The following is a 12,268-nucleotide window of genomic DNA, read 5'->3' as shown; positions in this document are numbered from 1 at the left end:
CACCCCCACCGCCCTGGAGGACGACGCCGCCTTCCCACAGGGCGGCTTCTCCTCCGTCTCCAACGTGGGCAGCCTGGAGAACCTCGTCACGTCCGAGCTCGTCTACATGGAGGACGAGCCCACCCTGGACCTCTTCGACGTGCGCTACGTCGAGGGCGAGCTCCTCTACTACACGCGCGACGAGAGCCTCGCCGTGCGCCGCCGCCGCGTCATCACCTTCGCCCTCATGCCGGACCTGGCGGACGCGCGCGTGAAGGACGCGGGCGTGCGCTGGCAGCGCGGCGTCACCGCGCTCGGCCTCGTGCTGTGCCTCGTGCGCCGGCTGTCCGCGTGGCTCACCGCCGAGGACCTGCGCTTCCGCGTCATCTTCGTGCAGGACGCGAAGGGCCTCGCCCCCCTGGAGGCGGAGCGCGGCTTGTGCGAGCTGCTCCTGCGCGAGTGGCGCGCCCGAGGCACCGCGGAGGTCCTCACCGCCCCGGACGTCGACGCCGTGCTCTCCGAGGCCTCCGCCGCCACGAAGCGCGCCCGGGTGGACGTGCTCCTCCTGGACGCCGCCCGTCAAGGCGCGCACGACGCGATGAAGGCGGACCCCCGGGTGGGCCTTCACCTGCTCGACCTGAGCGGGCCGGGCCCCCGGGTCCGCATCCTCGGGAGCCGGGCGGGGGCCTCCCCCACCCCCACCGAGCCCCTCTCCGACAATCCCTGGGAATCCTGGACGGGCGCGGCGCTTGAGCTTGCCCGGGGCCTTCTCTAGCGTCCTGTCCGGGACGCGCCACGACGGCGCGCGGAGGACGTCCATGCCGCGGTACGAGTTCAAGGAAGGCAGCTCCAGCAAGTTCTGGGAGATCACCCTCTCGTCCAACACCTTCACCACGCGCTGGGGCCGCATCGGCACGAACGGCCAGGAGAAGACGCAGACCTTCGACACCTCCGCCGAGGCGAAGAAGGAGTACGAGAAGCTCGTCCGCGAGAAGGAGAAGAAGGGCTACGAGCTCGTCGGCGACGGCGAGGGCGGCGACGAGGGTGACGGCGAGTCCGGCGAGGCCGCCTCCAACCCGGAGCTCGAGGCCGCCATCCTCGCCAACCCGGACGACGCGGACGCGTACCTCGTCTACGGCGACTGGCTCCAGTCCCAGGGCGACCCGCGCGGCGAGCTCATCGCCCTCCAGGCCGCGGCGCTGAAGGCCACCGGCGACGAGGCCGCGAACCTCAAGAAGCAGATTTCGAAGTTCCTCAAGAGCCACAAGGACGCGCTGCTCGGCGAGCTGGCCGACGCGGAGGACGAGGAGGAGCTGAAGGTGGAGTGGCACCTGGGCTTCATCCGCTCCGCGCGCGTGGGCCAGAAGGACTACGACTCCGAGCGAGACGTCCCCGAGCTGGTGAAGGAGCTCATCGCCCACCCGTCCGCGAAGTTCCTGCGCGAGCTGACCCTCGGCATGGCGAGCTTCGACGGCGAGAACTCCTACGACGACGTCGTCGCGAGCCTCACTGCGGCGCTCTCCGAGCAGGGTGGCTCGAAGACGCTCCAGAGCCTGTTCATCGGCGACTTCGAGTATCCGGACGACACGGAGATCTCCTGGACCTACGTCAATGACATCTCGCCGCTGTACAAGCTGCTGCCGAACCTGCGCTCGCTGCGGCTGCGCGGCGGCGCGGTGGAGCTGGGCAAGGTGGACCTGCCGGAGCTGCGCGAGTTCACCGTGGAGACGGGCGGCCTGCCCCTGTCGGCGGTGAAGTCCATCGCCGCCGCGAAGTGGCCCAAGCTGGAGAAGCTGGAGGTCTGGTTCGGCAGCGACAACTACGGCGCCGAGGGCGGCGTGGATGACATCCAGCCCATCCTCGACGGCAAGGGCCTGCCCAACCTCAAGTCGCTGGGCCTGTGCAACTCGGAGTTCACCGACGAGCTCTGCAAGGTGCTGCCCAAGGCGAAGGTGCTCCCGCAGCTGGAGCGGCTGGACTTGTCGCGCGGCACGATGTCCGACGAGGGCGCGCGCATCCTCGCGGAGAGCGCGGCGGCCTTCGCGCACCTCAAGGCGCTCGACCTCACGGAGAACACGCTCACCGACGAGGGCGAGCGGCTGGTGGCGAAGCTGTGCCCCAGCGTGAGCGCGGGCAACCAGCGCGAGTACGACGAGGACTACCGCTACGCGGCGGTGGGCGAGTAGCACCACCGACACACCAAGGGGGGACACACCATGCCGCGCTTCGAATTCAAGGAAGGGACGTCGAGCAAGTTCTGGGAAATCACCCAGGACGACAACGTCATCACCACCCGCTGGGGCCGCATCGGCGCCGAGGGCCAGGAGAAGACGCAGGAGTTCGGCCACCAGTACGATGCGCGGCGCGCGTACCGGAAGTTCGTCGAGGAGAAGGAGAAGAAGGGCTATACCCGCGTGAAGCCCACGGACAGCGGCCCCGGGCCGCTGTCCAACCCGGAGCTGGAGGAGGTCATCCTCCGTACCCCCGAGTCGCTCGACGGCTATCTCGTCTATGGCGACTGGCTCCAGGCCCAGGGTGACCCGCGCGGAGAGCTGATTGCCCTCCAGCACGCGCTGCTCCAGGCGAAGGGGGCGGAGGCCACGGCCCTCAAACGGAAGGTGACCCTGCATCTCAAGAAGCACCAGGACGTGCTGCTGGGCGAGCGGCTCGGGTCCATGCTCGGCGAGCTGACGCTGAAGCTGGAGTGGCACCTGGGCTTCATCCGCAGCGCCCGACTGGGGGTCGCGAATGACGACGACGACCTGGACTTCGGGATGGACGAGACGCTGTCGATGCTGCTCGCCCATCCATCCGCGCGCTTCCTCCAGGAGCTGACGCTCGGCCCCACCACCGACGGCGAGGTCCATGACTACGAGGACCTCATCGAGCGCCTCGTGAAGGCGGCGCCCGCGAGCCTGCGGAAGCTGTTCATCGGAGACTTCGACTTCGGCCCCGACGAGTGGGAGTTCTCCTGGGGCAACCTCGGCGACCTCTCCTCGCTGTACGCGGCGCTGCCCGGGCTGCGCTCCCTGCGCCTGCGCGGACAGGCCGAGAAGCTCGGGAAGATGGACCTGCCGGAGCTGCGCGAGTTCACGTTGGAGTCCACGAGCCTGCCCCGCGACGAGGTGAAGGCCATTGCCGCCGCGAAGTGGCCGAAGCTGGAGAGGCTGGAGCTGTGGTTCGGCGCGGAGGACGAAGGCGCCGTGGCCGACGTGAAGTACCTCCAGCCCATCCTCGACGGGACGGGCCTGCCGGAGCTGAAGCACCTGGGGCTGTGCAACGCCGAGTTCACCAACGCCCTGTGCGAGGCGCTGCCGAAGTCGAAGGTGCTGAAGCAGCTCGAGACGCTGGACCTGTCCCGGGGCACGATGAATGACGAGGGCGCGGAGCGGCTGCTGAAGCACGCGGAGGCCTTCCAGCACCTGAAGCGCCTGGACGTCACCCAGAACCTGCTCGGCGACAAGGCCGCGAAGTCGCTGGCGAAGCTGTGCCCGGACGTCGCGCGCGGCCAGCAGCGAGACCCCGACGAGGAAGAGGGCGTCGCCTACCGCTACGAGTCCTCGGGCGAGTGACGCGGGATGGTGGCCGCCCCTCCCTTCATCCTCATCGGCAACGCGGAGAACCGCCGCGTCACCCTCTTCCAGGAGGCGCTGGCGCGGCAGGGGCTGCCTCCCGCGACGGTGGTGCCCTGGGTGGACTTCCTCGCGCACCCGCGCGTCCTCGCGGACCTGCCGGACACGGAGGCGCTGGTCCGCATCGACTCCGCGGGCGAGAGCTGGGAGGTGGAGAAGGCGCTGCTCCGGCTCGGCTACCCCGACACGGGCGCCGCGGGCTGCACGGCCATCAGCCCTCCCCATCTGGACATGCTGGGGTACGACCACGGGCGCATCCTCTGCCCCCGGCAGCACCACCTGGGCTTCCTGCGCGCCCTGTCGGAGCTGGAGGCCCTCTTCGCGGCGCATCCGCGCTGGTGGGTGCTCCAGTCCCCCGCGAGCATCGCGGAGCTGTTCGACAAGCGCCTCACCTCGCGACGGTACGCCGCCCTGGGCGTGCCGGTGCCGGAGCCGCTCGAAGGCGTCACGGACGCGGAGTCCCTGCGCGAGCGGATGCGCGAGCAGGACTGCCGCGAGGTGTTCGTGAAGCTGTCCTGCGGCTCGTCGGCGTCGTGCCTCGCCATCTACCGGCGCGGGCGCGCGCGGGACACGCTGGTCACCACCATCGAGCAGGCGGAGACGGGCTGGTACAACTCGTTGAGGGTGCGCCGCCTGGATGACACCGCGCGAATGGACGAGGTGCTCGGGTTCCTCCTCCGGGAGGGCTCGCAGGTGGAGCGCGCCATCCCCAAGGCCCGGCTGGGCGGGGACTTCTTCGACTGCCGGGTGCTGATGGTGCGCGGCGAGCCGGCCTTCACCGTGGTGCGCCAGAGCCGGCACCCCATCACCAACCTGCACCTGGGCGGCTGGCGCGGGGACCTGGACGAATTGCGCGCGGCGGCGCCCGCCAACGAGTGGGAGGCCGCGATGGAGAGCTGCCGCGCCGTGGCCCGCGCGCACGACTGCCTGCACGTGGGCATCGACCTGATGTTCGAGGACTTCTTCACGGGCCACCGCGTGCTGGAGGCCAACGCCTTCGGAGACCTGCTCCCCAACCTGCGCCGCGACGGGCTCACCGTGTACGAGTGGGAGATTCGCGAGGCGCTGCGGCTCTACTCCACGCCCTGAGCCCGCCACAGCGGCTTCACGGGCACGCGCTCCAGGATGCCGGAGCCGAAGACGCGGTCCAACTCCAAGTACTCCAGGTGCACATAGCCGATGTGGCACCCGCACGTGGCCTTCGAGCACGCGCGGGGCCGCAGGGCGGCGTCGAAGTCCGGCGCGTAGATGTTGCCGATGGGCTCGTCGATGAAGTGGCACCGGCGCGCGGTGCCCTCGCCGTCCACGGAGATGACGCTCTCCCCTCCCCTGCACGCGCGCCCCAGGCTGGGGTGGCGCGTGTTGTTCACGGGGAAGAGCGGGTCCACGCGGGTGAAGCGAGCGAGGTCCTCGGGCGTGTACGGCTCCTCCTGCCCGTCCTTCACCGCGTTGATCCACAGGTACGTGTCCGCGGGCAGCTCACGGCGCAGGGCCTCGGCCTCCTCGGCGAAGCGGGTGAAGCCCACCATGCCCGCGCTGTGCCGCACGCCCAGCGCGGACAGCTTCTCGCACTGGGACACGAAGCGACGGCGCTTCATCCACTCGGGGTGGTACGTGGCCCAGATGCCCAGCTTCTCCACGCGGCAGCGCGACACCCAGTCCAGCGTGCAGGACAGGTTCGTCTGCACGGCGGCGCGCTCCACGTGCTCCAGGTGCGTCAGCTTCGCGAGCGCCTCCTGGTACCAGGGCCAGATGAGCGCCTCGCCCCAGGGCGTGAAGAACACGGAGAGGCGCTGGTGCGTGCGCGCCTCCACCCAGGCCATGAAGCGCGCCAGGTCCGCGCGGTCCTTCGCCAGCTCCTCCTCGCTCTGCTTCCACTTGCCGAAGGGGCAGTACTCGCAGCCGAAGTTGCAGCCGGACAGCGGGCCCCGGTAGAGCACGGTGAGCGTCATCGCCAGGCGTACTCCCGCGTCAGCTCCCGCACTCCTTCCGAGTGCAGCCACGGGCCAATCAGGTCCGAGCGCTCCACGCCCGCGGGGGTGAGCTTCAGCACTCCCGCTTCCCGCCGCCCCAGCCCGTGCGTCTCCAGCTCGGCCAGCTCCGGGAAGTCCGTCAGCACGTCGGCGCCGAAGCGCTGCCGGTACGCCCCCAGGTCCACGCCGTCCGCCAGGAGCGACAGCAGCATGTACCGCCGCCGCTGCTCCTCGGAGGTCAGCCGGAAGCCATAGCCCACCTCGCCGAAGGAGGCCTCGGTGCGCTCGCTGTAGGAGGCGATGATGTTGCGCACCTCGCGCGAGCCCACCGCGTACTCGGACGAGTAGTGCACGCCGCCCGTGTACGAGCGCGCGCCGCAGCCCAGGCCCACCATGCCGTCCTCCTGGCAGCGGTACACGGGGCCTCCGGCGTCCGGCGCGTGGGGCGCGCGGAACATGCGCATGGAGACCTGGGTGTAGCCCTGGGACAGGAGGAAGTCGCGCCCGGCGCGGTACAGCGAGATGCGGAGGTCGTCCCACGCGCGCGCCTTCTTGCCCAGGAAGGTGAGCGGCCGCACGTAGAGCGGGTACAGGTAGATTTCCTCGGGGCGGAAGCGGAGCGCGGCGCGCAGGGAGAACAGGAAGCTCTCCTCCGTCTGCCCCTCCATCCCGTAGATGAGGTCCAGGTTGAGCGTGGGGAAGCCCGTGGAGCGGATGAGGTCCAGCGCGGCCTCCACCTGCGCCGTCTGCTGGGGCCGCTTCACCGCGGCCACCTCCGCCTCGATGAAGCTCTGCACGCCGATGCTCACCCGGTCCGTGCCGCGCGCTCGAAGCACGCGGAGCTTCTCCGCGTCCACCGTCTCCGGCGACACCTCCACGGACACGGGGATGTTCCGCATGTCCGCGCCGAGCGTGCCCTCCATGAGGTCGAACACCGTCTCGAGGCCGGCCACGTCCAGCAGCGTGGGCGTGCCGCCGCCGATGGCGGCGCGGGCGAAGGTGGCCCGTCCCAGCGCCTGCTTCACCCGGCGCGACTCGCGCACGAGCGCGCCGAGGTACCCGTCCACCACGTCCTGCTTCGGGCCCGCGGCGGTGAAGAGGTTGCAGAAGCCGCAGCGCATCTCGCAGAAGGGCACGTGGACGTAGAGGAACAGCGCGTCGCGCCGCTCCTCCGCCCAGACGGACTCCAGCGACAGCGCGGGGGTGAAGGGACGGTAGGCCGTCTTGTGGGGGTAGCCGTAGAGGTACGCCACGTAGGGCGTCTCTCCGAGCATCTGCTCCAGGCGCGTCATTGCGTATCCGACTCCAAGGAGCGCGAGGATATGCCGCCGCGCGTCCCTGGAACAGCGTCACGCCGTGACGAGGCCGCCCGCCTACTGCGGGCGCAGGATGGCCGACTCCCTGGGATACCCGGTGATGGCCCAGGGATAGCCCTTCTCGTCCACCCTGAATCCCCAGAGCGTCGAACCGAGGATGAGCTGCTCTGGATCCCACCCCGTGACGCGGCGCCGGCGGTAGACGCTCTCGGTGCTGTACCCATCCCCGCGGCGCATCCAGGCCACCCGAGGGTCTCCGTCGCTGCCGACCTCGAGCCACACCTCCGTCAAGACCTCGAACGGGAGCACCTCCTGGAGCGGCTCCGGTGTCTTCCAGTAATAGCCCGTCTGGGAATCAGACGTCAGTTGGGAGTAGTAGACGGAGCCGGCCCGGGGGTACTCGAAGTACTCCATCCACGCGACGTGCGGCCCGGACGCCCTCAAGCTGATGTCCACGCACTCCGCGTACCCATTGTCCCAGCCACGGAGCGGTTGACCCAGGAAGGACCAGCTCCCGTTCTCGTACCGCGCCACATGGACATACGCGCCGGGCCCCTCGGGCGCGGCCTCCGCCCACGCCACCACGACGGTGTTCCCATCCACCGCGATGGCCGGCCGGGACGCCAGGGTCCTGACCCGGGGATTGGCACTGAGGGGTCCTCCCAGGAACTCCCAGCTCGAGCCGGTCCATCGCATGACCCGGAGTTCACCCTCGTTGTCCCGGTAGACCAGCGTGGGGGTGCCGTCATGGGCCACCGCTATCTGGTACGCGGCGATTTCGCTCTCCGTGGCAATCGGCGCCCCCATGCGAGTCCACGAGGTGCCGTCGTAGCGCGTGACATGAAGCAACGCCTTGCCGGAGAAGCCTTCCTCGGTCCAGGCGAGCACCACCTCCCCTCTGGAGGTCACCTCGACCTGCGCGCGAGTGGGCGTGACGGAGCGTGCCTCCGGCTCACGTGGCGGGGGAAAGCGCTCCCAGGCTCCGGTCTCGCCATCCCAACGCGCGACGGCCAGCTCCTCGGTGTCCGGCCACTCGATAAAAACCACGACCTGCCGCGCCGGCCGCCTCCAGTCCAGGGCGAAGGCCACGAACTCCACGTGCTCCTGGCTCAGCGCCGCTCCCACCTGCGTGAAGGGCCAGTAGCTGACCCGCTGCTCGAGGGAGAGGACGTCACCCACCTTGAACGGGTTGCCGGCCCGGTCCGTCATGTTCGTCTGGGTCAACGTGATGTTGAGCGTGACGGGCGGACGGAGGGGCGCTGTCGGCTCCACCCGGAGGACCTTTCCGTCCTCGCTGAGCACCGTCTGGTAGGCCACCGAGAAGCCGTTGCCATCCCGAATCTGGAAGGGCGTGGCCTGGAGCGACTCGGGCAGGAGCGGCTCGGAGAAGAAGAACTCCAGTGGCATGTCCATGGAGGGATAGGTCTGCCACCGCTGGAGCCACGTCGCGAGCTGGGGAGGCGTGCGGTCCACCACCACAGACGCGCTCGGCGAGACGAAGGACCGGCCCCGGGCCCACGCCGTCGCCTTGAGGGAGACAGGCCCCTCCCCATGGGTGGCGCAGTCGAGCGTGTATTGGAACGGAGGCGTGAGGACCTCGCGGATTCCCCCGCCCACGTCGAGCTCCACCTGCTCCGGCGTGCCGCCCTCGACGGAGACGGAGACCGGCCAGGTGCCCTCCCGGCAGTACGCGGGCGCATCCGTTGCCACGGAGACGCGCAGCTCGATGGGCGTCGGCTCCTCCTTGGGCGGCGGAAGAGGGTCCGGCTCCTGCTTCAGGGGCTCACAGGCGATGGGTCCCAGGGCCGTGCAGAGCAGCAGGGCCATCCAGGGGTGACGTGACAGGCGGGGCTTCATGCGGAATCTCTCGTGGGTAATGGCGAGTCCTCCGTTGGACACGCGAAGCCCCGGACCTGGGACTCAGCGCACCCAACCGATTCCGAGGCTGCCTCCCAGCGAGAGCGCGGAAGCAGGCATGGCCTCCGCGTGCACCCAGGTGTGCCCCACGTTCCCCAGCAGCGACACGCGGAGCGCGCCTCGCAAGGGCAGCCACACGCCCGCGCCGACTCCCAACTGCGGCTGCAGCGAGAGCCGCGTGTCGCCGTTGCTGGGCTGCCACTGGCGGGACAGCGTGGCGCCCGCGTCCAACGTGAGCTGGAAGTGGAGCCCGTGCCAGTCGCGCACGAGGCGGCCCACACCCAGCCGCAGCCCATGGTCATTCTGCCGGAGGTCTCCGCTGGGATGCCGGCCATGCCGCACGTCCAGCGTGAGCGCCAGCAGGTTCACCCCGGGCCGCGTCCACGCGTGCTGGAGCGCGGCGGTGCCGCCCACCATCGTCCCGAAGGAGCGGAGCAGCGGACGGCCCACGCCAGGCCCCACGTGCACCATCCACGGAGACGGGGATGGAGACGCGCCCTTGAGCACGTGGGCCTCCAGCTTCTGGGGACGGAGCTGCGCCCGCGTCAGCTCCGCGCGCCCGGAGTCGGGCACGTGCACGCGCGCCACCAGGGCGGTGTGCTCGCTCCGGGTGCTGAGGATGTAGCCGCCCGCGGGCAGCGCCAGCGTGGCGGCCCCCGCGCCCTTGCGCACGTGGCCCAGCACGGGCTCGCCCGCGAGCGTGGACACCGTCCAGTCCCCGGGCTCATCGATGGCGAGCGTCAACAGCGACGTCGCCCGCGCGGGCGAGGAGAGGACGAGGTCCCCCTTCCCCTGGAGGTCGAAGTGGAACGTGGGGTGCTGCGTGCCCGCGCGGGACAGGAGCGAGGACTCCACGGTGCGCGCGTAGGAATAGGTATAGGCCTCCGCGAGCGTGACGCGGCCGTCGCCGGACACGTCCGCCGCGCCGCGCAGCGCCGCGACCAGGTGGTGCGTGAAGATGGAGCCCGCGAGCGCGTCCGACTCCTGCGCGGACTCGTCCGCGGCGGACGCGGTGATGATGACGCGGCCGGCGAGTTCCGGCCGCTCCATGTTCACCAGCACGCCGGGCAGCGGCTTCAGCCCCTTGAGGCGCGCCGCCTCCCCCGACTGGCACGAGTCCACCACCAGCACGGCGACGCTCACGGGAGCGCTCTCGATGAAGCGCACCACCTCGCGCAGGGGCAGGCGCGTGCCGGACAGGTGCAGCTCGCCCGCGTCCGCGTGGCTGGAGACGTAGACGAAGAGCTGATCTCCCGGCCGCGCGTGGGCCTGGAGGTGGCGCTCGAAGCGGGCCAGCCCGTCGCGCACCGCGTCCGCGTCGGTGCCGAGCACCTGCAGACTGTCCTCGCGCCGCAGCCCGCCGGCCTCGCGCAGCACGCCCAGCACGGAGACGGCGTCGCGCTCCGCGTACCGCAGCGGAGCGTCCGCGCCCATGCCCCGGTTGTTGCCCACCGCGAGCGCGAAGCGGCGCGGCCCGGCGTCCACCGCCACGGGCTGGGCCGCCACCATCGCCGCCAGCAGCAGCGCGAGCGTCATGGCGCGGCCTCGACCGCGAGCGACACCGCCGCGTGCGCCGTGGCCGGAGGAAGTCCGGCGGGCTCCTGGCAGACCGTCGAGTCCGAGGCTCCGGGGCACTCCGGCCCGTGACGGCCCAGCCATTCACGCACGTCGTCGAGCCGCAGCGGCATTTCCGAATAGATGGCGTGCACCACGAAATCTCCCTGCGTGACCTGGAAGAGGGGCGCGGGCACCTCTGCGTCCAGTGCGCCGCTCCCCACGGCCCCCGCCGGCCACAGTGCCTCCACCTGCCCCCCGGCGTCCACCGAGACGACCAGCGCGTACGGGCGCCCACCGCTCCTCAACCGGAGCGCCACCGCGTCCCCCTCGCGCAGCACGGGGTTCACCTGCCCGTCATCGAGTCGGAGCAACTCCACGGCGGGAGGCCCCTTCACCCGGATGCCCTGCCCTCCAGCGGACGCAGGCACCTCCGGCCCCGCCTCCTCCGCGCCGAACCGCGGCCCCCAGAGCATCACCACCGCCAGGGAGGCCAGCGCGGGCACCAGCAGCAGCGCGGAGAACCACGAGGTGGCGGGCCGTGCCTCGCGCTCCGCCGCCTGGGACAGGACGCGCGCCCGGACGCGCGAGAAGTCGGGCGTGGCCCGCACTCGCGCCGCGTGCGCTCCCAGCCGCGCCGCCCGCTCCTGACAGGCGCCACAGGACTCCAGGTGCGGCGGTCTCGCACCGCCGGCCAGCACCTCGTCGAGGACGAGGTCCGACAGGTGTTCACTCATGCGGCACCTCCTTGCGGTCTCCGGGGCTCGCCCAGCTCACGGGCCAGGACGCTGATGCGCTGCACGTCGCGCACGATGGTCTTCCGGGAGAGCCCCAGCACCTGGGCAATCTCCTCCTGGGACATGCCGTCCAGGTAGTACAGCGTCGCCACCGTGAGGCCGCGCTCGTCCAGCTCCCGCGCCAGCTTCACGAGGAAGTCGCGGCACTCGGTGGACGCGAGCGTGTCCACGCTTCCCTCGGCGCCCTCCCCTTCCGGGGCCACGTCCCGCAGGGCCCGCGAGCGGAGCATGTTGAGGCAGACGTTGGTGGTGACGCGGTAGATGAACGTCATCGGCCGGGCCTCCCGCCGGAACTCGGACGCGGCCTGGATGAGGCGGATACAGGACTCCTGCACGGCGTCCCAGGCGTCCGCCTCGCGCTGGAGCAAGGCGAAGGCCCTCCGGTACATGCCAGGGGCGTACCGGTCGTACAGGTCCTGTATCTCCGCGGGGCTCAACCCTGGGCGCATCGTCGCCGGGTTGGACACGCGAGCCGGAAATATTGGGACATGGGGGTGAAAAATCCCTGGAGCCCCTATGGGGCGGCGGGCAGCGTGAACTCCGCGTAGGGCACCGTCCAGACGACGGGGTGGCCCAGGCGGTGACCGGTGTAGCCGTCCTCACCGTAGGCCGTGCCGTGGTCCGAGCAGACGATGCAGAAGGCCGGCCCCCGGCGGCGCAGGGCGTCGAAGAGGGGTGGGAGCTGGGAGTCCACGTACTCCAGCGCGGCGGCGTGGGAGTCGCGCGAGTCCCGGGTGGCGCCGGGGAGGTAGTGGCGGTTGGGCTGGTGCAGCGCGGACACGTTGATGAAGAGGAAGACGCGCTGCTCGCGGGGGAGCGCGTCCAGGCGGCGCACGGCGAGGGCGACCTGGTGCTCGGTGGAGCGCGGGTCCGTCACGCCCATCTCGCGGCTCCAGTGGCTCTCCGCGAAGAGGCCGGGGAGGACGTTGCCCAGCGGGTTGCGCTTGTTGAAGAAGCCGACGCCGCCGATGCAGACGGTGTGGTAGCCGCGCGCCGCGAGCCCGGTGACGAGGTCCGGCGCGTCGAGGACGCAGGTGTCGGGGGACGTCGTCTCGCTGCCCTCGAAGCGCATGGCGAACAGGCGCGGGTGGAGACCGGGG

At 70.9% G+C, this 12,268-nt stretch carries 10 protein-coding genes and 1 pseudogene; 4 read left to right on the top strand and 7 right to left on the bottom strand.

From position 1 onward, the window contains the following. From HG543_RS44620 to HG543_RS44605, 4 genes and pseudogenes are all read left to right on the top strand, one after another. A pseudogene (locus HG543_RS44620) lies at positions 1-754 on the top strand (hypothetical protein); the annotation flags it as partial. Between the two features lie 43 nt (positions 755-797). Further along, a complete protein-coding gene (locus HG543_RS44615) occupies positions 798-2,165 on the top strand; it encodes a WGR domain-containing protein (protein WP_169351056.1) in 1,368 nt (455 codons plus the stop codon). Between the two features lie 30 nt (positions 2,166-2,195). Beyond that, entirely contained in the window at positions 2,196-3,551 is a 1,356-nt protein-coding gene (locus HG543_RS44610) for a WGR domain-containing protein (protein ID WP_169351055.1), read from the top strand. A gap of 6 nt (positions 3,552-3,557) precedes the next feature. Beyond that, a complete protein-coding gene (locus tag HG543_RS44605; protein ID WP_169351054.1) occupies positions 3,558-4,700 on the top strand; it encodes an STM4014 family protein in 1,143 nt (380 codons plus the stop codon). On the opposite strand, the gene HG543_RS44600 is transcribed toward HG543_RS44605, so the two are convergent. From HG543_RS44600 to HG543_RS44570, 7 genes are all read right to left on the bottom strand, one after another. Continuing rightward, positions 4,685-5,563 carry an STM4011 family radical SAM protein gene (locus tag HG543_RS44600; RefSeq protein ID WP_169351053.1) on the bottom strand — a complete coding sequence of 293 codons (879 nt, stop codon included), beginning with the start codon at positions 5,561-5,563 and terminating at the stop codon, positions 4,685-4,687. The genes HG543_RS44605 and HG543_RS44600 overlap by 16 nt on opposite strands. After that, on the bottom strand, positions 5,560-6,876 hold the full coding sequence (locus tag HG543_RS44595) for an STM4012 family radical SAM protein (protein WP_169351052.1): 1,317 nt from the start codon (positions 6,874-6,876) through the stop codon (positions 5,560-5,562). Before HG543_RS44595 ends, HG543_RS44600 begins: the two co-directional genes overlap by 4 nt. Positions 6,877-6,957: 81 nt before the next feature. Continuing rightward, positions 6,958-8,757 (bottom strand): Ig-like domain-containing domain, encoded by a 1,800-nt coding sequence (locus tag HG543_RS44590; protein WP_169351051.1) that lies wholly within the window; start codon positions 8,755-8,757, stop codon positions 6,958-6,960. 63 nt (positions 8,758-8,820) lie between these two features. Continuing rightward, positions 8,821-10,353, bottom strand: a complete 1,533-nt coding sequence (locus HG543_RS44585; RefSeq protein WP_169351050.1) for a caspase family protein — start codon at positions 10,351-10,353, stop codon at positions 8,821-8,823. After that, positions 10,350-11,108, bottom strand: a complete 759-nt coding sequence (locus tag HG543_RS44580; protein WP_169351049.1) for a hypothetical protein — start codon at positions 11,106-11,108, stop codon at positions 10,350-10,352. The genes HG543_RS44585 and HG543_RS44580 overlap by 4 nt, the downstream gene beginning before the upstream one ends. Then, positions 11,105-11,605, bottom strand: a complete 501-nt coding sequence (locus HG543_RS44575; protein WP_246357744.1) for a sigma-70 family RNA polymerase sigma factor — start codon at positions 11,603-11,605, stop codon at positions 11,105-11,107. Before HG543_RS44575 ends, HG543_RS44580 begins: the two co-directional genes overlap by 4 nt. 77 nt (positions 11,606-11,682) lie before the next feature. Continuing rightward, on the bottom strand, positions 11,683-12,268 hold a 586-nt coding region (locus HG543_RS44570), incomplete at its 5' end, for an STM4013/SEN3800 family hydrolase (RefSeq protein ID WP_169351047.1).

Origin of the sequence: Pyxidicoccus fallax (genome assembly GCF_012933655.1) — a bacterium.
Taxonomy (GTDB): domain Bacteria; phylum Myxococcota; class Myxococcia; order Myxococcales; family Myxococcaceae; genus Myxococcus; species Myxococcus fallax.
This window is presented reverse-complemented; position numbering and strand designations above follow the sequence as displayed.

Excerpts from the sequence above, each read along its gene's own strand:
- HG543_RS44610 (WP_169351055.1), top strand. The coding sequence starts at position 2,196 with ATGCCGCGCTTCGAATTCAAGGAAGGGACGTCGAGCAAGTTCTGGGAA.
- HG543_RS44580 (WP_169351049.1), bottom strand. The coding sequence starts at position 11,108 with ATGAGTGAACACCTGTCGGACCTCGTCCTCGACGAGGTGCTGGCCGGC.
- HG543_RS44615 (WP_169351056.1), top strand. The coding sequence starts at position 798 with ATGCCGCGGTACGAGTTCAAGGAAGGCAGCTCCAGCAAGTTCTGGGAG.
- HG543_RS44605 (WP_169351054.1), top strand. The coding sequence starts at position 3,558 with ATGGTGGCCGCCCCTCCCTTCATCCTCATCGGCAACGCGGAGAACCGC.
- HG543_RS44585 (WP_169351050.1), bottom strand. The coding sequence starts at position 10,353 with ATGACGCTCGCGCTGCTGCTGGCGGCGATGGTGGCGGCCCAGCCCGTG.
- HG543_RS44600 (WP_169351053.1), bottom strand. The coding sequence starts at position 5,563 with ATGACGCTCACCGTGCTCTACCGGGGCCCGCTGTCCGGCTGCAACTTC.
- HG543_RS44595 (WP_169351052.1), bottom strand. The coding sequence starts at position 6,876 with ATGACGCGCCTGGAGCAGATGCTCGGAGAGACGCCCTACGTGGCGTAC.
- HG543_RS44590 (WP_169351051.1), bottom strand. The coding sequence starts at position 8,757 with ATGAAGCCCCGCCTGTCACGTCACCCCTGGATGGCCCTGCTGCTCTGC.